This window comes from Spirosoma aerolatum, assembly GCF_002056795.1.
In the GTDB taxonomy this organism is placed as follows: Bacteria; Bacteroidota; Bacteroidia; order Cytophagales; family Spirosomataceae; genus Spirosoma; species Spirosoma aerolatum.
On record NZ_CP020104.1, the window covers coordinates 2,002,256 to 2,023,956 of the forward strand.

15 protein-coding genes are annotated in these 21,701 nt (G+C 48.4%); 5 read left to right on the plus strand and 10 right to left on the minus strand.

Translation table 11 applies throughout. The features are described 5' to 3' along the window. Positions 1-8 precede the first annotated feature (8 nt). Positions 9-4,202 carry an ATP-binding protein gene (locus B5M13_RS08035; RefSeq protein ID WP_080055184.1) on the minus strand — a complete coding sequence of 1,398 codons (4,194 nt, stop codon included), beginning with the start codon at positions 4,200-4,202 and terminating at the stop codon, positions 9-11. 220 nt (positions 4,203-4,422) lie between these two features. Between B5M13_RS08035 and B5M13_RS08040 the strand changes: the two genes are divergently transcribed. After that, positions 4,423-6,306 (plus strand): cytochrome-c peroxidase, encoded by a 1,884-nt coding sequence (locus B5M13_RS08040; RefSeq protein ID WP_080055186.1) that lies wholly within the window; start codon positions 4,423-4,425, stop codon positions 6,304-6,306. Positions 6,307-6,592: 286 nt separating this feature from the next. On the opposite strand, the gene B5M13_RS08045 is transcribed toward B5M13_RS08040, so the two are convergent. Further along, positions 6,593-7,390 carry a queuosine precursor transporter gene (locus tag B5M13_RS08045; RefSeq protein ID WP_080055187.1) on the minus strand — a complete coding sequence of 266 codons (798 nt, stop codon included), beginning with the start codon at positions 7,388-7,390 and terminating at the stop codon, positions 6,593-6,595. A gap of 66 nt (positions 7,391-7,456) precedes the next feature. After that, complete coding sequence (locus tag B5M13_RS08050; protein ID WP_080055188.1) at positions 7,457-8,869, minus strand: hypothetical protein; 1,413 nt, start codon at positions 8,867-8,869, stop codon at positions 7,457-7,459. Positions 8,870-9,004: 135 nt separating this feature from the next. On the opposite strand from B5M13_RS08050, the gene rbfA reads away from it, so the two are divergent. Further along, the gene (gene rbfA / locus B5M13_RS08055) at positions 9,005-9,379 is read left to right on the plus strand and encodes a 30S ribosome-binding factor RbfA (protein WP_080055190.1); all 375 of its coding nucleotides are present in this window, start codon (positions 9,005-9,007) and stop codon (positions 9,377-9,379) included. A gap of 79 nt (positions 9,380-9,458) precedes the next feature. Continuing rightward, the gene (locus B5M13_RS08060) at positions 9,459-10,688 is read left to right on the plus strand and encodes an ABC transporter permease (protein ID WP_080055191.1); all 1,230 of its coding nucleotides are present in this window, start codon (positions 9,459-9,461) and stop codon (positions 10,686-10,688) included. Between the two features lie 54 nt (positions 10,689-10,742). On the opposite strand, the gene B5M13_RS08065 is transcribed toward B5M13_RS08060, so the two are convergent. From B5M13_RS08065 to B5M13_RS08080, 4 genes are all read right to left on the minus strand, one after another. Then, entirely contained in the window at positions 10,743-11,816 is a 1,074-nt protein-coding gene (locus B5M13_RS08065) for a GHMP family kinase ATP-binding protein (protein ID WP_080055192.1), read from the minus strand. Further along, positions 11,816-13,036, minus strand: coding sequence for a sugar MFS transporter (locus B5M13_RS08070; protein WP_080055193.1), 1,221 nt, complete (start codon positions 13,034-13,036; stop codon positions 11,816-11,818). Before B5M13_RS08070 ends, B5M13_RS08065 begins: the two co-directional genes overlap by 1 nt. A gap of 103 nt (positions 13,037-13,139) precedes the next feature. Next, positions 13,140-14,501 carry a Gfo/Idh/MocA family protein gene (locus tag B5M13_RS08075; protein WP_080055195.1) on the minus strand — a complete coding sequence of 454 codons (1,362 nt, stop codon included), beginning with the start codon at positions 14,499-14,501 and terminating at the stop codon, positions 13,140-13,142. 78 nt (positions 14,502-14,579) lie between these two features. Then, a complete protein-coding gene (locus B5M13_RS08080) occupies positions 14,580-15,686 on the minus strand; it encodes an MBL fold metallo-hydrolase (RefSeq protein WP_245859848.1) in 1,107 nt (368 codons plus the stop codon). Positions 15,687-15,986: 300 nt separating this feature from the next. Here B5M13_RS08080 and B5M13_RS08085 point away from each other — a divergent pair, with 300 nt between their 5' ends. Together B5M13_RS08085 and folE are read left to right on the plus strand one after the other, a co-directional pair. Next, positions 15,987-16,448, plus strand: coding sequence for a 6-pyruvoyl trahydropterin synthase family protein (locus B5M13_RS08085; protein ID WP_080055197.1), 462 nt, complete (start codon positions 15,987-15,989; stop codon positions 16,446-16,448). After that, positions 16,411-17,169 carry a GTP cyclohydrolase I FolE gene (gene folE, locus B5M13_RS08090; RefSeq protein ID WP_080055198.1) on the plus strand — a complete coding sequence of 253 codons (759 nt, stop codon included), beginning with the start codon at positions 16,411-16,413 and terminating at the stop codon, positions 17,167-17,169. Before B5M13_RS08085 ends, folE begins: the two co-directional genes overlap by 38 nt. A 105-nt stretch (positions 17,170-17,274) precedes the next feature. Here folE and B5M13_RS08095 read toward each other — a convergent pair whose 3' ends face one another. The 3 genes from B5M13_RS08095 to B5M13_RS34630 all read right to left on the minus strand — a co-directional run bounded on the left by B5M13_RS08095 (position 17,275) and on the right by B5M13_RS34630 (position 21,357). Next, entirely contained in the window at positions 17,275-18,207 is a 933-nt protein-coding gene (locus B5M13_RS08095) for a sugar phosphate isomerase/epimerase family protein (protein WP_080059842.1), read from the minus strand. A 188-nt stretch (positions 18,208-18,395) separates the two neighbouring features. Continuing rightward, positions 18,396-20,615, minus strand: a complete 2,220-nt coding sequence (gene rho / locus B5M13_RS08100) for a transcription termination factor Rho (RefSeq protein WP_080055199.1) — start codon at positions 20,613-20,615, stop codon at positions 18,396-18,398. A gap of 544 nt (positions 20,616-21,159) precedes the next feature. Beyond that, a complete protein-coding gene (locus B5M13_RS34630; protein ID WP_170061099.1) occupies positions 21,160-21,357 on the minus strand; it encodes a T9SS type A sorting domain-containing protein in 198 nt (65 codons plus the stop codon). Positions 21,358-21,701 lie beyond the last annotated feature (344 nt).

The window sequence follows — 21,701 nt, forward strand, 5'->3', positions numbered from 1 at the left end:
AGCATTAGTTAATTCGGGACAGAATTGTGGACTTGATGAACGGGTAGAATAATCTGGAAAGTAGCTCCTTCACCTGGTCGGCTGAAAGCCCGTATATAGCCGTGGTGATTTTCAACGATCCGCCGACAGATCGTCAGGCCAATACCTGTTCCTTCATAGGTTTCTCGTCGATGCAACCGCTGGAACATGCCGAAAATCTTCTCCACATACTGCATATCGAAGCCGATGCCGTTGTCTGTTACATTGATTGCCATATAGTCATGGTCTGATAAGCCAAATTCAGTTCGCATCTGGTCTGTTACAGGGCAGCTTTCTATGGTCACCTGAGGTGTGCGATTACTGACGAATTTTAGTGCATTGCTGATCAGGTTTTGAAACAGTTGATGCAGTTGTCCGGGAACACCATCAACAACGGGCAAATTTCCGACTTCGATTAATGCTTCTTTATCCTGAATGGTTATCTCCAGATCGTCCTGAATACGGGCAATAATGGCATTCAGATTTACCGGTTCAAATTGAGCATCCAGCCTTGAGAGTTTTGATAGTCGTAATACATCATCGACCAGGGTTTGCATCCGGGCGGCTGCCCGAACAATCCGTTTGAAATGTTCCTGTTCGGCAGTTTCTAGTTTGCCCTCAAGCGAAGCCAGCAACAGGGTGCTGAAAGCCTGAATTTTGCGGAGAGGTTCTTTCAGATCATGGCTGGCTACCGAGGCAAACTGCATTAAATCCAAATTGGACCGTTCGAGTTCCATATTCAGATTTTTCAATTCCCGCGTTCGATCGGCAACGCGTCGTTCCAGCACCTCATTGGCTACTTTGCTGTCATGAATGTCGGTACAGCCACCGATGTAGCCCATAAAAGTGCCATTAGGGTCGAACCAGGGCTTCCCACGTTCGGCAACCCACCGATATTCACCATCATGACGCCGAAGCCGATAGTCCATATAAAATTCCTGACGAGCATCGAATGAGGTTGTATAGGTAGTCATACAACGCTGAAAGTCATCAGGATGGACGCCCTGACTCCAGCCATTGCCAATTTCCTGATCCATTGTACGGCCGGTATAATCTAGCCAGCCTTTGTTGAAAAACGTACATAGCTTATCGACGCCTGATATCCAGATGAGTACCGGAGCTGTATCGGCAATAGACCGGAACCGAATCTCACTCTGACGAAGAATCGCTTCGGCCTGTTTTTGGTCATTAATATCCGTAGCCGAACCGAACCATTTAACGATAGTGCCTTCTGAATCTCTAACGGGTACCGATCGGCCCAGAAACCAACGATATTGCCCTGGCTGCCGATGGTCGGCAAAGCGGTATTCCATCTGAAACGGCTCGCCGGTCTGTATGCTATGCGCCCACAATTCAAGGCAGCGTTTCTGATCGTCGGGGTGAATGACATGAATCCAGCCCTCATTGCCATAGGTATCTTTCGCTAAACCCGTATAGATGTACCACTGCTGGTTATAGTAATCAGACGTGCCGTCGGGCCGGGCAGTCCAGACAATTTGCGGGATCAGATCGGCCAGTTGTTCAAACTGCTGCTGGCTTTCCTCAAGCTGAAGGCGAGCCTTTACCGATTCGGTGACTTCGTAGGCAACCATGATGATACCGGTAATCTGCCCGAGCGAATCAGTCAAAGGCTGAAAAGAATAACTATAGTAGCCAGTCGATAATTGGCCATGTCGTGTTAGTTCAACGGCCTGCTCGGCTACCGCAAACGGTTCGCCCGACTGGAAAACCTGGTCCAGTACCAGGCCTATTCCCTGAGCGATCAGTTCGGGAAATACATCGAGAAAGGGTCTGCCAATCAATTGATTTTCCTGACGGTCGGTTAGGGCCAGGTAGAGGTTGTTGGTGAGGGTAAGAATATGCTGAGGACCTTCGACAATGGCAATAGCAACAGGTGCCTCTCTGAATAAGTGTCTAAGCTTCTGTTGGGTTTCCTGGCGGTCCTGAGCTAATTTCAATTGTGATTGCACACGAACCAGCAGCTCGTTGGCCGAAAAGGGCTTGGTCAGATAATCGTCGGCCCCGGCGGCATAGCCGTCGAGGGTTGCTTCTTCCCCCGCCCTGGCCGACAGAAGCATCACTGGAATATGAGCTGTTTTAGGATCTCCTTTAAGAATTCTTAGTAATTCAGCCCCATCCAGATTGGGCATCATAATGTCGGATAAAAGTAGATCAGGCTGTTGGCGCTGAATGGCTTCAAGGGCTTCACGACCGTCGGCAACGGTATCTACAGCATAATATTGACTAAGCAACCGATGGATATAAGCCCGCATATCGGCATTGTCGTCGGCCAGCAGTATGCGCTTATCAGAACGGTCAGTTTTGGATGGCGAGGGTTCGTGTAAAAGCGATTGACTATCTGGCAAAGCGGAAAGCATCAGGTTGGCATCGGCCACAAACAAGTCGGCGCTGCCTGTCGATGATCGTTCTGGTGCCCTTGACTGCCGCGGCTGATGAACGGGTATTTGTACACAAAATGTACTGCCCCGATCCAGCTCGCTGCTGACCTGGATGGTACCTCCGTGTAATTCGACCAGTTCATGAACGAGTGCCAGTCCGATACCTGTGCCTTCAAACGATCGGCCTTTTGACCCTTCGACTCGGTGAAATCGTTCGAACAGCCGAGGCAGTTCTGCACTAGGAATCCCCACACCCGTATCGTCTATGGTTAGTCGTATGCGGTTGTTTTGTAAGTTGGTCAGTCGGACGGTGATGGTGCCCTTTAGGGTAAATTTAAATGCATTAGATAAAAGATTCAGAACGATTTTTTCCCACATATTCCGATCCACATCCACTAATTCGGGCAAGGGGTCGGCATCAACTACGAGCTGCATACCCGCCTTCTCAATAACCGACCGGAAATTGCTGGCCAGATCCGTTGTAAAGGTCGATAGATCGGTAGGTGTAAACGCGGCCTGGAGCCGTCCACTTTCCAGACGGCTGAAATCAAGCAACGTATTGACTAATCGAAGTAAGCGCTGCGCGTTGCGGTGAGCAGCTTCTACCTGCGTTTGCTGATGAGTAGCTAGCGGATGGTTAACATCCTGAAGCAGTTCTTCCAAAGGCCCCAGTATCAGCGTGAGTGGTGTACGAAGCTCATGGCTTATGTTGCTGAAAAATAGCGATTTGGCTCTGTTTAGCTCGGCTAGCTGTTCAATTCGCTGTCGTTCTTCTTCGGCTGCCTGACTCTGTTGGATGGCTGTCGCAACCTGATTGGCAACCAGCTCATAAAACGTCCGGTAATTTGAGTCGAGGGGACGGGTAGGATTGATACCCGCTACCAGTATACCAATCGTTTTTTGCTGACCGGGAGCAATCAAAGGTAGAACCATGGCCTGCGTAATGGGCTGTCCGGCCGGGCCAGGGCTCAATCCTTCACTGTTTGTCCATGAACTAACCATAGCTTTCCCTTGCTCTATAACATCCATCAACGGAATGTTTAGCGGGTAGGAACTAAAGGCGTTAGCGGCTGATATAGAATTGGTTAATCGATTGTTGTTGGCTGGTATGCGAATGGCTTGCTCCAGTTGCAGGGCTTTTGTATCGGCGTTGATTAGGTAAAGTAAAGCAAAAGGAATATCATCGGGATTTTGGTAAATAGTTTGAGCGGCTGAGGCACAGGCGCTGCGGGTTGTACGCTCCGTCAGTATATTGCTGGCCAAAGCCGACAGGGTTGCCAGTCGGCGAGTATTCAGGTTTTGGGACGTTACCTCAGTATTAGGGCAAAATAAGCCAGCTACCTTGCCGGTTTCGTCACGGATAGGGCTATACGAGAACGAATAGAAGGTTTCTTCCAGAAATCCTCCCCGGTTCATAAATAGGCGGACATCATCGACAAATGAAGACTCGCCCTGCTGGAAAACCTTATCGGCCAGTGGCCCGCAAAAGTCCCATATTTCTTCCCAGACAGTTGCAGCTGGTTTACCTAATGCCCAAGGATGTTTGGCCAGACTTAATACAGGAATATAAGCATCGTTATACAGAAAAGTGGCTGTGGGGCCCCAGCCAATCCATACCGGTTGGCGGGTGTTGAGCATTAAGTTGGTGGCCGTTTTAAGACTTTGTGGCCACTGATCAATAGGACCTAATGGAGTTTCGGCCCAGTTGAAGGTGCGAATAAGCGCGGCCGTTTCACCCCCTCCGGCCAAGAAATCAGTTTCTGTAGTACTTGGGGGGGCTATCATTGAAAAGGAAGGTTTGTCGGTTGAGTAAAATCAGTTTGTAAAAATACAATATTTGGCTTCTCTTTCGCCAAGAAAACTGCATGTGAAGCTATTTGCTCGCAATCAGCTTGTTATAGGTACCCGGACCGGGTTGGATAGCGTACAATACCCGGTTACTTCTGTACTCGCAGAAGGGGTTTTCTGGAAAGGTGTTATTTTGCTTACTGATATGTAACAGAGTATGTACCAAATCGTTCGTTTACTTGTTTTGGTCGCCATTTTGGCTGCCTCCCTGTCAAAAAAACGTGCCAATACGGGTGATGGACGAGCACTTTACAATCAGTTTCTGGCCGATAAGGCACGGTTTCATGAACAGGTAAAGAGGTTAGCTTCGTATGTTCAGGCTAAGGCACCAGCCGATTCGCTCCGGTTGGCATTTAAACAAAGTCGAGTGGCTTATAAGCGGATCGAGTGGCTGCTCGAATACTATCAGCCAGTACTGGCAGGGCGTGTTAATGGCCCTCCAGTAGTAGAAGTGGAGGAGGATGATCCGGCTCAAACGCCCATTCGGCCAGTTGGACTGCAGGTGATTGAATCCTATCTGTTCCCTGACTATGATCGGGCTCAAAATGACAGCCTGCTGTATGAACTAAACCAGTTATTAGCCTATTCGTCTCGGCTAGAGCAAGGTATACCTGGTGATCGCATAACGGATTCCGATACTTGGGAAGCTCTCCGTCAGCAGCTTTTTCGTATTCAGACATTAGGCATAACCGGGTACGATGCTCCTGAAGCTCAGACGGGAATCAGTGAAGCTCTTGTTTCGTTACAGGTACTTCAGGCCGTTATGCAGCCTTACACGTTACGCCTTTCCAAACCTGTAGCCGATCAGTTGGAAGATCGATGGCAAGTTGCTATTGGAATGCTGCAACACACAAAGGACTTCGCCAGTTTCGACCGCGTTCTGTTTATTCGAAATGGCTTATATCCACTGTGTAGAGCGGTGCAGCAGGCGCGGCAGTCGTTAGGAATTTTGCCCGCTTCCAGTGGTCGGTTTCTTTCTCCTCGGATTGCTACCTTGTCCGATTCCGGCGCTTTCCGAACGGATTACCTGATCAATTTCGGTGATTTTGCTTCTACTCCGCAGAAGGTCGCATTGGGAAGATCGCTATTTTTTGATCCGCTACTATCGGGTAATAATGCCCGAAGTTGTGCGTCCTGTCACCAGCCTGAGCGTGCCTTTACCGACGGACGGCGAAAAAGCCAGGCTTTCGGTAAGTTGATGAAAACTGTACAACGAAATGCCCCGACTTTATTGAATGCTGGCCTGCAAAACGCTCAGTTTTACGATTCAAGGGTTACGTACCTGGAAGATCAGGCCCATGATGTGCTTAAAAATTCAGACGAAATGCATAGCTCGTCGGATGAAGTAGCGCAGAAATTAGCGGCTAGCCCAGCGTACAAAAAATGGTTTGTGGAGGCCTTCCCGACAGGTTTGACGGGGCACAACGTGCGTAATGCACTGGCCTGTTATGTTCGGAGTCTGACGAGCCTGAATGCCCGCCCGGACCGCTATCTGCGTGGCGAATCTGTAGCAGTATCGGCTGACGAACTGGCCGGTTTTAATCTGTTTATGGGGAAAGGCCGTTGTGCTACCTGCCATTTTTTTCCGATTTTTAACGGATTTATACCCCCTCACTACGAAAAGACAGAGAGCGAGATCATCGGGGTTCCGAAAAAGGCCAGCATCCGGAAGGCGAAGCTTGATGTCGATTTAGGGAAGTTTACTACTTACAAAAAAAACATCCATCGCTATGCGTTCAAAACCCCGACCATTCGTAACGTTGCATTGACCGCTCCGTATATGCATAATGGGGTTTATCAGACGTTGGAGCAGGTGGTTGATTTCTATAATCGCGGAGGAGGGCGCGGAATAGGTATTCAATTGGAAAGTCAGACCTTGGCCAGCGATTCACTTCGCCTTAGTAGTGGCGAGCAAAAAGCCATCATTGCCTTTATGAAAGCGCTGACCGATACAACGGGGCTTACCCAAAGACCTACCCGTTTGCCGGATATTGACGGAAATAAAGCCTTAAATCGTCGACGCATTGGTGGCCGATATTAAGCTGCTACACAGGATCGAAAAGAAATCACTATTGATTGAGCCAAAGCTTTGCCAGATTCCCCAGTTGTATCTTAGTACCCGGATCGTACATTATTTTCTGGGCATGGACTTCGGTATTGTCAGAAATGCTCACCGAATGGTTTAGTTGTAGGATGTCAGCTCTTGTCGGAAGCCGATCGCCTGGATCGTTTGCGTCCGGTCTACATCTTTCATCACCGTAAATGATCGCCTACTGTTCGTAAAGAGGAAGGTGTTGAAATCGATAGACTCGCAGGGTATTTCGAGTTTACATAAATGAACTCATTGCCGATTCATTGGCCAGTTCTTCGGCGTGTTCTTTACCTAAGTATTGGTCAATGAAATAATGGGCTATATACAGGAGTGGGGTTAGCACAACCGCAGAAGTCGCTTTGTAAATATAGTTAATGATACCTACCGCCAATACCTGTGTCAGTGACCAATTGCCGAAAATATAAAAGGCAATGCCCAATACGACAAATGAGTCGATCAGTTGAGAGACCAGGGTGGAGCCAGTGGCCCGGAGCCAGATTTTTCGGCTTCCGGTTATGCGTCGGAGGAAATGAAAAACATAAACGTCCAGAATCTGACCGATCAGGAAAGCGGTTAGAGAACCAATAATAATCCCCAGGCCCTGCCGGAAGATCATCTGAAAGGCATTGTTAATATTGATTGCGTTTCCAGCCCCATCTTTTGCATTGACATCAAGCCAGAACTGGGCGGGTGGCAGCGTAGTGACGACATAAATAATCAGGAAGCTATACGCGATAAAACCCGCTGTCAGGAACGAAATGCGCCGGACACCCGCTTTGCCAAAGTACTCGTTGATGATATCGGATGTGATGAACACAAACGGCCAGATGACTGCTCCTGCCGTGAGGTTAAAATCCAGAATAAAATCGCCAAACAAATGAATCTGGGCTGGTTTGGTGCCTAAAAGTGTTTCGACCGAAAAGATTTTTACGCCGATAATTTCGGCCACCAGCGCGTTGGTCAGAAAGATGGCGCTTAAAAAGATGTACAGATTCGTACGTTTATTGGTAAATGAGTAGGAAGAGGAAGGCATACCGGAAATGATTGTCAGTCAACATGGCAAGATACATCACGAAGGGCTGATGCGCATTGATGATGGCTATTTTTTTCGTTTATACACATCCGCAACGGATGTTGGTTCGTACTGACTGGCAAGTGCAGGGGCACGCTGGAACAGCTTCTCAACAACTTTTTCACGATCGACTATGTAATCGGGTGGGTCTTTGCGGAAGTGATCGTATACATTGATGACCGCTTCGTAATTGTCGAGGTTTTTTAGATCATACTTGGCCAGGTCCCAGTTGAGGTACGGGGTGGCTAATCGATTGTATCGATAAGCGCTCAGGTCTTCGCCGATGATGAGTACGTGCTGGTTTCGAATATCTCCGGGTAAGGGAGACGGCTTCACCTGAAGGTTACTCAATCGGCCCAGTTCGGCTCCAGGAATCAGCCCCAGTGCGCCCTGATAAAAAAGCAGCAGTACCAATGAAAAGGCGATCAGAAACGTAAGCTCAGCCAGCCAGGCACGGCGTATACCCTCAAAATAAAAGTAGGTAAAATACGCCATCGGTGGCACAAAGCTTAAGAAAACCATGGGTGCCAGAAAGGGCATGAGACCAATCGTCAGAACCGCAATCACAAACCACAATGCCATGATTTGCTGGATGCGCTGCTGAAAATTGACATAACGGTTCCCTCTGTTGAACAAACTCAGAAAACCCAGAACACCTAGCCCAAGCGGAATGAGTAACGACGCCAGCAGCGATTGGAAATCGGAGAGGGAATACTGACGCACGCGAAACACCGACGCAAGCAGATTCCTGTTAAAATCGTCGAGACTATCGCTAAGGTAATAGAATAGGACAGTAGCGGCAATTGGAAACAGAAAGCCAAAAAACGATAGCGAATATTGACGAAACGATGCCCCCGTGTAGAATAACAGGGATAGCATTGTCCAGATGATGAAAAGGGCTGAAGGGAGGTAAAATAGGGCGGCAATGCCAATATAAAATCCAACTTCAAAAACTTCATCGGTCACCCCTCGCCGGTCCATTTGTCGGACAAGGGTTCCGAAAGCCAGCAACAAAAAACTGGTCGACATCAGTACTGGCGACAACGTCAGGCAGTCGTACGATATATGCATGAACAGCATATAAATAAGCCCAGGCCAGAATGTACGGTCAGGGTAAAGGTCGCGGTTATTGCAGAGGTAGTTGAAATAAACAATCTGAAATACGGATACCACCAGTGCGGCTGCATGAAGGGCGGTAGTGGATCGGCCGAATAATGTATCGATCGCCCAATACACCAATGCCGATAAAGGGCTGATACTATCCCAGATGTCACGATACAATAAATCCCCCTGATTGATCTGTTCGCCTACAATCATCCAGTTCAGTTCCGGCGTTAACAGCGGAAATGAATGCATAAGCAGCGGCAGACGGATCAGAACCAGCAACCCCAGTAAACTGACGTACAGATAGGGGAAATAGGATTGAAAAAAACGAAGCAAGACAAATAATGGTTAACGGTTTATAGTTTTCTCCAGACAAAACTGTAAACCGACGACTGATGTAAAATTACGGTCATTTTCGGCATAATGGAAAAATGAGTGGATATTTGCAGAATAGATTAAGCGCCAAGTAATATGGAATCGAAACGACAGCAGAAGGTAGCCCGGCAGCTTCAAAAGGATTTGAGCGAAATTTTTCAGCGTGAAGTGCCGCATTTGTTCGGTGGAGCGTTCATTACCGTCACGAATGTGCGTGTTTCGCCCGATTTGAGTGTGGCGCGTGTATACTTAAGTTTTCTGGCAACGAAGAATAAAGGTCTTTTGCTGGAAACGATTCAGGAAAAAGGCAAAGTGATCCGTCAGCATCTGGGCGACCGGGTTCGGCACCAGCTCCGTATCGTTCCTGAACTGAACTTCTTCATCGACGACACGGCCGAATATGCCGATAAGATGGATAAACTCTTCGCTGGGCTCGATATTCCGCCCGCGCCGGAGGAAGATGAAGAGTGAAAGAGTGAAAGAGTGAAAGAGCGAATTGAAAGGGCCGCTTTTTCACTCTTTCGCTCTTTCGCTCTTTCGCTTTTTAAAAATGAACCTCCCCCTTTGGATTGCCCGTCGGTATTTTTTCTCTCGTAAAAAGCGCAGTTTCATAAGCTGGTTGTCCATTATGTCGATGCTCGGTGTGGGCGTTGGAACGATGGCGCTGGTAGTTGTGCTTTCGGTATTTAATGGGATGGAGGAACTAAACCGACAAATTTTTAAGTCGTTCGAAGCCGATATGACCATCTCGCCGAAGCAGGGTAAGCGATTTATGGCTTCTCCCGCTTTGGTAAAGAGCTTAAGTCAGGTCGCAGGGGTTCATTTGCTGTCGTCCATTGCCCAGGATAATGCACTGGCCAGGTATGCTAATGCCCAAACCGTTATCCGGCTAAAGGGCGTCGACGAGAATTATCTGCAACGACAGCAACTTGACTCGGCGTTACTTGAAGGAAGGCTTTTACTGCATCAGGACGGAGCCAATTATGCCATTGTGGCTGATGGCGTTCGTCATGATCTGAGCATTTCGCCAGTCGATATTCTGACCCCCCTGGAAATCCTCTATCCAAAGAGCGGACAGACATTGAGTGTGGTCAATCCCGATGCATTTACCCGAGAACAACTTACGGTTTCGGGTGTCTTTTTTATTGAATCGCGTTACGACAACTTTGTTCTGGCTCCATTGCCGGTGGCTCGCGAACTATTTGGGTATGCGCCGAATGAAGTGACAAGCCTGGAAATTCAACTACAGCCCGGTACGAACGAGCAGACTGCCAAACAGGCGTTGCAGCAGGTTGTGGATAAACTGGCACCACGAGAGAAGTTGATCGTACAAAGTCGCGACGACCTGAATGTTGATCTTTACCGGGCCATTTACGTTGAAAAGCTCTTCGTAGCCATTACGCTTTCGTTCATTATTCTGGTAGCCTCGATCAATATCTTCTTTTCATTATCGATGCTGGTCATCGAGAAGAAAGCCGATATTCAGATTATGTTTGCGCTAGGGGCTACGAAAAACATGGTCCGACGCATTTTTCTGACCGAAGGCGCTATTATTGCCTTGACGGGTGCTGTTGGGGGATTAGTACTGGGCGTTTTGCTCTGCCTGGCGCAGGAACGCTACGGAATGATCGGTATGGGCCTGATGGACTCCATTATCGATGCCTATCCGGTACATCTCCAATGGGGTGATATTGCCCTGACAGGAGTTCTCGTTATTCTAATTACCATCCTGACATCCTGGTTCCCAGCCCAACGGGCGGCTAATGTGGAGTCTAGTTAAATTAACCTGATCGCCAACCCCTTTCCTGTTATGGCAGAGGGGGGAGCGATCAGGTTAACGTAACGATGTTCCTTTATCAATCGTAATTACATACGCTTTACCGCCTTCGCGTTCTATGGCTTCGGCTACACGCTCAGGCTTGTGTGGTGCATAGGCAAACATGCAGCCACCCCCACCCGAACCATTGATTTTTCCGCCCAAAGCCCCTGCATTCAGAGCTGCATCCAGCATTCGGTCTATTTTTGGGGTGCTAATGCGCTGTGCTTCCCGAAGATTCGTCTGATGATCGGTCAGGAGTTTGCCGAAGCGAACATGATCCAGCTCGTTATCAGTTTTAAGAACGGTTAGGGCTTCACGTAAAATATCGCGGTTCGATAAATTCCCTTTCAACAGGATGTAATCGTCTTTACTCAGAAAATCCTTGAATTCGCTTACTTCAGTGATCTCAAAATCGGTTAGTGAAAATGCCGGGTTGATCGACTTGAGTTTTTGAATGATGTCGAGCATACCCAGTTTTACCCGTTTCAGAATGCCAATGGTATCTTTAGGCTCCTGCGAATCGCCTAGAACAAATGTACCTAAAGCCGGATGAAGCTTCTCAAGGTGTATCTGTGGCTGCGATTCCAGATAGATTACATCACCGACCGCCGTTGAGTAATGATCCATCATACCGCCCGGTTCGCCAAATTCCAGGACTTCGGCGACATAAGCTAGTTCGGCCAGCCGTTCCTGCGAAAGCTGCCGGGGCTCGTCGGCCAATTGGGTGAGTATATGGAGCCAGGTAACCAGCAAGGCCGATGAACTCGATGTCCCTGAATTGATGGGAATATTCCCTCGCACTTCACCCGCAATACCTTTCGAAAACGTAAACCCTTCCCGCAAGAGCACATTTACGCCCGATCGGAAATAATCGCGGATTTCCGGGTAAGGCAGTGGCGTTCCATCGAACGGAATATTAATTGATGATTGAATGTCAGGTAATTCCAGTCGAAATCCTAACTGGATCGTTGTATGCGCTGCTATCTGAATCCGACGCGAAATGGCAGCTGCTATAACGGGCAGCCCTAAATAGTCCTGGTGTTCGCCAAAAAAGCAGATACGACCTGGTGTAGATACTGTAATCGACATTACCAGCTTGTTTTCTTATATCCTACTGTTGCGTAGTACAGAATATAGCCGAAAAGCGGTAACAATAAAGCATAGGCCATTTTAGGGCTGATGGCATCGGTCAGGTAGCCATGTAACAACGGCAGCAAAGCCCCTCCTGCAATAGCCATAATGAGTAAGGCCGAGCCGAGTTTGGTGAACTTACCCAGCCGATTCAGGGCCAGCGGCCAGATGGCTGGCCAGGTGGGGGCAATCGCAAAGCCCATCAGGGCAATGCATAGTACGGATGCGAAACCATCGGTTACCAGTGCACCGACCGTTAGAAGTAGAGCCAGAATCATTCCATAGCGCAGGGCATTTTGTTGGGAAATCCAGCGGGGAATGGCAATGATACCCAGCAGATAGCCCGCCAATAGGCCAACCAGTGTATAGGTTGTAAAATGTTTCGCTTCATCGTTACTGAATCCAATGGCATGCCCATAGCTGATGATTAAGTCACCCGTTAATACTTCAGCACCTACATAGCAGAACAACGCCAGAACGCCCAGCACTAAGTTCGGGAATGCCCAGACACTGTCATGAATAGCGGTCTTATCGGCCGGGGTTTCGTCCTGCTCTTCCGATACTTCGGGTAGATTGGAGAATCGGATCAGGCCGGCTAGTACAATCAGAACGCCCGTTAGAACCATATAGGGGGTTACTACTTTTTCGAGCGAAGCGGCTCCTACGGCTTCGTTGGCTCCCGATAGCAGTAATCCGCCAAAAATAACCTGACTACAAATACCAGCCAGTTTGTTGGCGATCCCAAGAAAACTAATTCGTTGAGCCGCGCTCTCACGGGGCCCCAGGATGGTTGCGTACGGATTGGACGCCGTTTGCAGAACCGTCAGCCCAATACCGATGATGAATAAACCAATGAGAAATAAAGGATAGGAGACCGACTTGGCGGCCGGAACGAAGATCAACGTACCTACGGCCATTACCAATAAACCCAGCGACATGCCATTTTTAAAACCAGTACGTTTTAACACTGCCGACGACGGAATGGCCATCACGGTGTATGAAATAAAAAAGGCAAATGCAACCAGCGTCGACTGAAACGATGTTAGGCTGAAGGCCTGCTTAAAAAAGGCAATCAAGACGCTGTTGACCCACGTTACGAAGCCAAAAACGAAAAATAAAGCCCCAATAATAAGCAGAGGGCCTGTGTAATTCTGGGTTTTAGAAGATGCCTGAACCAAGATTTCTAAAGGGTTTTAAAAATTGCAGGATTTTGTTTCTGTGAAACGGATTCCAATGTTAACAAAATCCTGCCAATCTTTTCAACCCGATGTGAATCCCAGGCTAGAAATTATCCGTCAAACCGAAGATCGGCTTGTTCGATTTCCATTTCCCTCGTGTGAAATCCGGTATTTCGACGGACTTGCTACCACCAGCAATACTTTGCTCAGATAGAGGGCTTATGGCGCTCCATGCAGCTGCATCATAGACGTCGATAGGTGGTGGCGTTTTGGCTTTGACTGATTCGATGAATGCCCGAAGTACAAAAAAATCGATGCCGCCATGGCCTGCGTTTTCGGCCGTTTGCGCGTGTCGTTTCCAGAGTGGGTGATCATATTTCTCCTGATAGGCGGCAAAAGGCTCCCAGGTGTGCGGTTTGGGACTGGTGCCTTCCAGATAAATCATATCGTTGTCGTCCATCCAGATGCCCTGCGTTCCCTGCGCCCGAAAACCTAGTGAATAGGGGCGTGGGGAGTTCGTGTCGTGGATGATAACAATATTCTCGCCGTTGGCGCACTGAACCATCGTCGTAACTACGTCGCCCAGTTTGAAATTGACTTTCGCATTGGGATGATTAGCACCTCCTTTGTCGACAACGTATTTGTGTAGCCCCCGGCTTTTGGTCGCCATAGATGTCAGTCGGACAAACTGATTACCCCGGTTGATATTTAGCCAGTGCGCAACCGGGCCAAGACCATGCGTAGGGTAAAGATCTCCGTTTCGATCTACCGAATGTTGCGTACGCCAATGGGCTTCTGAATAGCCTTTAGCGCCAAACTCTGCCCCAACCCCGCCAATGGATTTACCATCGTTGAATTTAATGTTTCGTAGATCATGCTGATAGCCACAATGCGCGTAAAGCATTTCCCCAAACATCCCCTGCCGAATCATGTTGAGTACGGATAGTACATCACGTCGATAACAGACATTCTCCAGAATCATGCAATGAGAGCCCGTTTTTTCAAATGTATCGACCAGATCCCACGACTCTTTTAGGGTGACCGTTGCAGATACTTCTACAGCTGCATATTTACCGGCTTTCATGGTAGCTACAGCCATAGGTACGTGCCATTCCCAGGGAGTGGCAATCACGACCCCATCTATGTCGTCACGTTTCAACATATCACGGAAGGCTTCGTCGCCCTTGTCATAAACAACGGGTTCTTTCCGACCGGCTTTCGCAATCATCGCTTTGGTACGGCTGATGGCCTCTGGGTCTGGGTCGCATATAGCCGTTATCTGCACATCATCACGGAATAAAGCCTGGGCAACATGGCTACGGCCTCGTGCTCCAACACCAATAAAGGCTAGCCGAACGGTTGAATCAGCGGGTTTAGCTCCGGTGAGAATGGTTGGAAAAACGGAAGCGGCTGTTCCGGTGATGGTAGCTGTTCGAATAAACTGACGTCGGGTAGGGTTCTGCATACTAGTGGGTTGCGAATGTCGGTTAACGACTCAAAGAAAGCCGTTTTAGTCTAAAAAACATACGTACCCTCTGCTTAATCAGAAATTCCACCAAACGGTTCGTGGATAAGACGCATTCAGAACAACGGGTTCACCAATATGGGGTGTCGTTACATCCATGCCTTGCTGCTCCGATTTTTTGAGAAGCCGTTGGATCGGTTCATTCCAGGCATGCATAGCCAGAGAGAATTTGGCCCAATGGACCGGCAGAATTGTACGGGCACGCAAATCCTGAGCAGCCGTAACCACCTCTTCGGGAAACATGTGAATATTAGGCCAGTCGCGACCGTATTGCCCACATTCCAGAATAGCCAGGTCGAACGGGCCGAACTTGTCCCCGATCTCCTGGAAGTGCTTGCCAAAGCCCGAATCGCCACCCACAAACAATTTGTATCCGTGTAGTTGTAGAACGAAACTAGTCCAGAGGGTTTTACCACGCGCAAAACTCCGGCCCGAAAAGTGCCGGGCAGGTGTGGCGGTAAGCTCAATGTTGGGCGATACCGATTGATGATCCCACCAGTCAAATTCAACGATCTGGTCGGGCCGGGCACCCCAACGTTCGAGGTGTGCACCAACACCCAGCGCGGTATAAATTTTCTTAACCTTCGGAATCAGTTGACTAATGGTCGGGTAATCCAGATGATCGTAGTGGTCGTGGGTAAGAATCAGGTAATCGATAGAGGGCATATCCTCGACGCGATAGGCATCAGAGCCGGGGTACGATTTGCCAAAAAACGAAACGGGTGATGCATGGCCGCTAAAAACCGGGTCAACCAGAAGGCTAACTCCTTTTGATTTGATCAGGTACGAAGAGTGACCAAACCACACAATCGTAGGTTTTTCATCGGCTAATGTTTTTAAATCCGTTTTTACGGTAGGTATTGGGCGAGGGGGAACATTGTCTTTGGGCTTGTTCAGATTTTCCCAGATCACATTCATATACGATGCTCCTTCGCGTAGGGTGGGTGTAAACTCCAGATTCTGAAAAGCGCCGTCGCGGTAATTAGACGAACGCTTAATGCGCTCAAGCCGGGCTTCGGCAGGGTCGCTGCCAAATGGGCTTTGTTTCATAAATACAGCGGTGGATACTACTAAACCCAGAATAATGATGGTGATAACTAACATGGCAGTTCGTAAACGTTTCATGGGGACAAAACGGGTGCTGTGGAATTGAGGTTCCCGTTGCAGCAAAGGGAATGGATAAGAGGGAACAATAGCGTATGGGTGGGTGTTATGGCTTTGAAACGGAGCAAGGCTTGTTTATGCTGTTTATATTGTTTTGTTTAATATATTTTCATAAACGTTGAACAAAAATTGCCCTGGGCTGGTTAATCAGCTATCAACTGCATACGAAAGAGCGTCCTGGCTACACGCTCTGCTGTCTGCCTGTGTTGTACACATACTTTGTAACGACAGGTTGATTGATAGTTTTTCGATAGGTCTTTTATGGAAACTTCCACTATAGATGTTCCCGGAACGGACATTACCAGGGTGCATACTCCCCGGGTAGCTGTATTTCGGAAAGAACATTTCAACGCGGCTCATCGTCTGAACAATCCGAACTGGTCGGATGAGAAAAATGCGCGTGTGTATGGCAAATGCAACAACCCGCATTTTCACGGTCATAACTATGACCTGATTGTGCAGGTAACGGGACAGATCGATCCTGAAACCGGCTACGTCATCGATATGAAATACCTCGGTGATCTGATGAATCAGTATGTTATCAGCCGCTTCGATCACAAAAATCTCAACCTCGATACCGAAGAATTTGCCGATCTGAATCCTTCGGCCGAGAACATTGCCATTGTTATTTATTCCATTTTGCGTCCCCATCTGAGCGATAGCTTAGACCTTAAAATCAGATTGTATGAAACTGAACGGAACTTCGTCGAGTACCCCGTCTAATAGCCTGACTTCAGAGGGTATCCATAAAAACGGTCACGGCTTAAATGGGCATTCACACGACGAATTAGTGGATGAAATTGGTGACGCACACGGTGCTGCGGCAATCGATACACCAATGCGCCCCGATGCTTTTGCGTTGGATGATGATTTTAAAATCGATCTGATAGAGGAACACTTTCGGGAAATCATGAACATCCTGGGCCTCGATTTGACCGACGATAGCCTGAAGGGGTCACCCCGGCGCGTGGCTAAAATGTATGTAAAGGAAGTGTTCAGCGGCCTGAACCCAGCCAATAAACCCGACGTAACCTTATTCGACAATAAATTTCGGTACAACGAAATGCTGGTCGAGAAAGATATTACCGTTCAGACCTACTGCGAACACCATTTTGTGCCAATAATTGGTAAAGCACATGTTGCGTATATATCAAGTGGTAAGGTAATTGGCTTATCGAAACTAAATCGGATTGTGGAGTATTTCTGTAAACGCCCACAGGTTCAGGAGCGGTTGACTGTTCAGATTGCTGATGAACTGAAACGTGTATTGAAAACCGACGATGTTGCCGTCATTATTGATGCCAAGCATCTTTGCGTATCGACACGGGGTGTGCGTGATGTAAACAGCTCGACAGTCACCTCGTCGTATAGCGGTAAGTTTGAAGACGAAGCCACCCGGCAGGAATTGTTACGCATTGTCACACAGCCGAGTGTAAGCCTCTAACGTAACGCGGCTGGAAAGCCGTGAAGCCGAAGATTTATGGTAGCAGCCATTAGCGCTTTGCCTTATAAGTCTTCGGCTTCACGGCTTTCCAGCCGCGTTACTGGTTTATACAATTGGCCCTACGCGTTCCAGAAGCGCTTTGGATTTGCGAATGCCATCGTACTCGTCCAGTGTATTGCCTTCATATTCGATGCCCACGATGCCTTTGAAACCGCTGCCTTTCACGATTTTCATGATGCGATTATAGTCTGTTTCAACGCAGTTGCCATTGGCATCGAAGTTATAAAACTTGGCCGACACCCCTTTGGCAAACGGCATCATTTCCTGAGTGCCCTTGTAGCGGTCGTATTCTTCAATGCAGGAAAAATCTTTACCGGGACTGTGCTTCATACAGAAATTGCCGAAGTCAGGTAGAGTACCCACGTTTTTCAGGTTCACCTGCTTCATGACGTTCGCAATCCATTCACCATTCGACGAATAGCCACCGTGATTTTCAACGATAACGTTGATATTCATAGTTTTAGCAAATTCACCCAGCTTGCTCAGACTGTCGATGGCGCCTTTGGCTACTTCTTCGGCTGTACCTTGCCCGGCAGCATTGACCCGAATTGTTTTACAACCCAAATATTTGGCGCATTCGACCCATTTGTGGTGATTTTCGATCGCTTTGGCACGTTCGGTGGCATCGGTAGCGCCCAGATTGCCCTCGCCATCGATCATGATGAGGTGGTTGCTAATGCCGTTGTCTTTGCAGCGAGTGAGCAAATCATTAAGGTAGGTTTTATCCTGCGCTTTATCTTTAAAGAACTGGTTAACATACTCTACGATGCTGATATCGAACTCTTTACGGGCAATAGCCGGAAAATCCAGGTTGGTAATTTTTTTGCTAAACAGTGCCTTATGGAGCGACCACTCGGCCAGTGAGATGTCGAAAAACATCTTTTTGGCAGGTGCTTCGGCAAAGGCCTGGGGCAATATGGCCATACTGGCTAGTGAGCCAGCAGCTTGTTTCAGAAATGAACGACGATTAGTGGTCATCATGCAATAGGTTTTACAGGTTGATTGGGCAGTATTAAACCGCTTTCCCTGGTGAAAAAGCAATTCGGCCAGTGGAAATACTTGTTTAGTAATTGCGCTACCAAGCCGACAGATTGGTTCTTTCATAACTCAGCCCCCATCCGTCTGACGGATGGGGGCTGAGTTATGGGTGATCTGGGAAATGCGGACTATCGATTCATCGAAATGAGGAACTCTTCGTTGGTGCGGGTTCCTTTCATGCGGTCAAGTAGGAAGTCCATGGTTTCCATTGGGTTCATGTCTGCCATGTGCTTGCGTAAAATCCATACGCGTTGTAACGTTTCTTTATCCAGCAGTAAGTCTTCCCGGCGGGTGCCTGAAGCCAGTACGTCAACGGCTGGGTACACCCGCTTGTTAGCCAGTTTCCGGTCGAGCTGGAGTTCCATATTACCCGTTCCTTTAAATTCTTCGAAAATTACTTCATCCATTTTCGAGCCGGTATCGATTAGGGCTGTGGCAATAATGGTAAGCGAACCACCATTCTCTACATTCCGGGCTGCGCCAAAGAATCGCTTCGGACGGTGCAGGGCATTGGCATCGACACCACCCGACAGAATCTTACCCGACGAAGGCACTACCGTATTATAAGCCCGCGCCAGCCGAGTAATCGAATCAAGCAGAATCACTACATCGTGTCCACATTCGACCATTCGCTTCGCTTTCTCCAGCACCATGCTTGATACTTTCACGTGTCGGTCGGCCTGCTCATCGAAGGTTGACGAAATGACTTCGGCATTGACGCTCCGGGCCATATCGGTCACCTCTTCCGGGCGTTCATCGATCAATAGCACGATCAGGTAAATTTCGGGGTGGTTTTTCGTAATGGCATTGGCGATCTCCTTCAGCAGTACGGTCTTACCCGTTTTGGGCTGAGCCACAATCATTCCCCGCTGACCTTTGCCAATCGGTGCAAACAAGTCCAGTACCCGCGATGAATAGTTTTCGGGTCGGGTGCTCAACCGAATGTGTTCTTCCGGGAATAGGGGAGTCAGGTATTCGAATGGAATACGATCGCGGATTTCTTCGGTCGTTTTGCCGTTCACGGTCGATACGCGCAGGAGAGCAAAGTATTTTTCCCCTTCTTTGGGTGGGCGAATGGCACCCCGAACAGTATCGCCAGTCTTCAAGCCAAATAGCTTGATTTGCGAAGGCGATACATAGATATCATCAGGACTAGCCAGGTAATTGTAGTCGGCAGAACGCAGGAAGCCATAGCCACCGTCGGACATAATTTCCAGAACACCTTCATTGTCGATGATCCCGTCGAACTCCCGAATGTGTTGGTTATACTGTCGTCGGATACGATTCTGATATTCCTGGGCTTCGCGGCTTGGCTGGTTCAGTTGAGGCTGAGCAATTTGGCCTGCATCGACAGGTAGCGACTGATCGGGCTGTATATCGGTTGGTGCATCGACGGGGTCAATCGTTGGGGGAGTAACTGAGACGATCGATTCGGCCGTTGATTGCATATTCGGTGCTGTATCGTCCGAAACAACAGTTGGTGTCAGGAAGTCGTCGTCGGCCTGGCCTCCGTAGTTCAGAGTCAGTTCATCCGTGGCGACGCGCGGTGTGCGTGGGCGAGGTTCACGACGTTGATTATTGTCGCGAGGATTACTGGTACCCGATCCGCTTTCATTACGTTCCCGGTTCGGTTCGAATCGCTGCCGATTATCACGTTGCCAGTCTTGGCGGCCATTGCGCGGCTGATTCTGGTCCTGACGGCCATTCCGGTCTCGGTCGTTTCGGGCTGGAGTTTGCCGAAATGACCGCTCCGCTCCGTTGCCTCCTTCTTCGCCTTCGCGTCTGCTGTCTGGCCGGTTTCGGCCCTGCTGATTATACTGGCCGTTTCGCGAACCCGAATCGCGCGTATCGCGTTGCTGGCGGAACGGCTGCGAAGAATCTGATGTTGGCTCGGGCAGTGTGGTTTCGGGCTCAGGCGTTGGTGTAGGCGTAGTGTTTTCGACGATTGGAGTAGTTGGCGTGCTTTCTATCGTATCGATCGGGGCGGCACTCGATTTTGGCGTTTCAACCCGTTCCCGCCGGGTCCGTTGGCGAGGTTGCAGAGTTGCATCGCTAACGGGTGCTGCCTCTACAGGCTGGATTTCTGGAATGGGAGTCACCTCCGTAGTAGCTGCTGCATCCGCAGTGCCCGTTACGGGTTTAGAGCGTCGATTGCCACGTTTGGGCGTTTCAGTTGGTACGGCTGCAGCCTCAGGTTCGACTGGACTGGGTTGTTCCGACTGTTGTTTTATAATTTCGTAAACCAGTTTTTCTTTGGTGTATTTGGAAATATTACGAATACCGAATTGTTCGGCAATGGGGTGAAGTTCCTCTCGGGACTTCTTGTCTAATTCTTCTTTCTTGAACATAAAGGTCAGGTAATAAACCTTAAAAGAACCGCCTGCGCGGTGATGATGGAACCTGGGGATGTTTGATTTTAAGAAACCGCTTTCGTGATAGGCGAGTTAAGGGACCGCATATGGGCTGCGTGGGGCAATGGATTAATCAAATTAACCTCAACCGATTTGTTTACTTAGGTAATGAACTTGAATTCAAACTACATTAAAACTGGGATGGTTTTGCCGATTCCAACTATAACCGTCTGGGGGGGGCCAGATAAGATGATTATGAGCGTGTTGGGAAAATGGCGGTTCGCCGGGGCGATGATCTGCCGTCGCTATGGATTCCTTGTTAAACCCCTATCTACCGACTCGTGATGGTGGCAAAGGTAATAGTTTGTTGCAGTCTTGTCAAGAGAACGTTATTTCAAACGAATTGTTTCCTTTTTACATAAAAAAATGAGTTTCTATAGATACGCCTGATTCGGTAAATCTGTTGCGTTCAAAGCATTGTTTAGCGACAGAGAACGAAGAAAAACAAATGAAGCAGAAAACCCAAAATGAGCTACCGGATTCAATCAATAATTAATTTACCGGTTATTATTCGTTGCTCATTTCTAATGCGATAGAAATATACGGATTTTACTGATTTATCAGTACGAAATTCGGTAGTTTGATAAAAAGATTTTTTTAGGACTTCATGCCCGTTAGCGTCGAGTAACGCGAAGTTCAGTTCAGTTTTGTTCAGACGATGTAAAATTAGCAGGGCCAATCTAGGCCTTCCAGCATATTTTGTAAACTTCGATCCAAGGTGCCATTGGTGTTTGCAATTTCTACTGATCGGAAAAGAGGGGGTTCCGGACTGTCGGCTATCGTAGACTGGCTGTCGTTAGTGTACTAGCGAATCAGGAGCTGATAGGGCGTATGAACGGGTTGGCTTATAGTTTCAGTTCGCCATTGCCCATGATTGAGTTTGTTAAAGTTATCTGTTCAGAACGGCTGGTCGTATGCCGACGAATTGTAAAATCCATAAACAGCACTCGGTGAATGGCGTTCGGATCATAATTAATTGATGAATAACTACCTGCTGCTTTGAAGGGACGCAATCATGACTAG

Bases quoted from the DNA above. Each gene is read 5' to 3' on its own strand.
- B5M13_RS08035 (WP_080055184.1), bottom strand. From the start codon at position 4,202: ATGATAGCCCCCCCAAGTACTACAGAAACTGATTTCTTGGCCGGAGGG.
- B5M13_RS08040 (WP_080055186.1), top strand. From the start codon at position 4,423: ATGTACCAAATCGTTCGTTTACTTGTTTTGGTCGCCATTTTGGCTGCC.
- B5M13_RS08045 (WP_080055187.1), bottom strand. From the start codon at position 7,390: ATGCCTTCCTCTTCCTACTCATTTACCAATAAACGTACGAATCTGTAC.
- rbfA (WP_080055190.1), top strand. From the start codon at position 9,005: ATGGAATCGAAACGACAGCAGAAGGTAGCCCGGCAGCTTCAAAAGGAT.
- B5M13_RS08060 (WP_080055191.1), top strand. From the start codon at position 9,459: ATGAACCTCCCCCTTTGGATTGCCCGTCGGTATTTTTTCTCTCGTAAA.
- B5M13_RS08065 (WP_080055192.1), bottom strand. From the start codon at position 11,816: ATGTCGATTACAGTATCTACACCAGGTCGTATCTGCTTTTTTGGCGAA.
- B5M13_RS08075 (WP_080055195.1), bottom strand. From the start codon at position 14,501: ATGCAGAACCCTACCCGACGTCAGTTTATTCGAACAGCTACCATCACC.
- B5M13_RS08080 (WP_245859848.1), bottom strand. From the start codon at position 15,686: ATGAAACGTTTACGAACTGCCATGTTAGTTATCACCATCATTATTCTG.
- B5M13_RS08085 (WP_080055197.1), top strand. From the start codon at position 15,987: ATGGAAACTTCCACTATAGATGTTCCCGGAACGGACATTACCAGGGTG.
- folE (WP_080055198.1), top strand. From the start codon at position 16,411: ATGAAACTGAACGGAACTTCGTCGAGTACCCCGTCTAATAGCCTGACT.
- B5M13_RS08095 (WP_080059842.1), bottom strand. From the start codon at position 18,207: ATGACCACTAATCGTCGTTCATTTCTGAAACAAGCTGCTGGCTCACTA.
- rho (WP_080055199.1), bottom strand. From the start codon at position 20,615: ATGTTCAAGAAAGAAGAATTAGACAAGAAGTCCCGAGAGGAACTTCAC.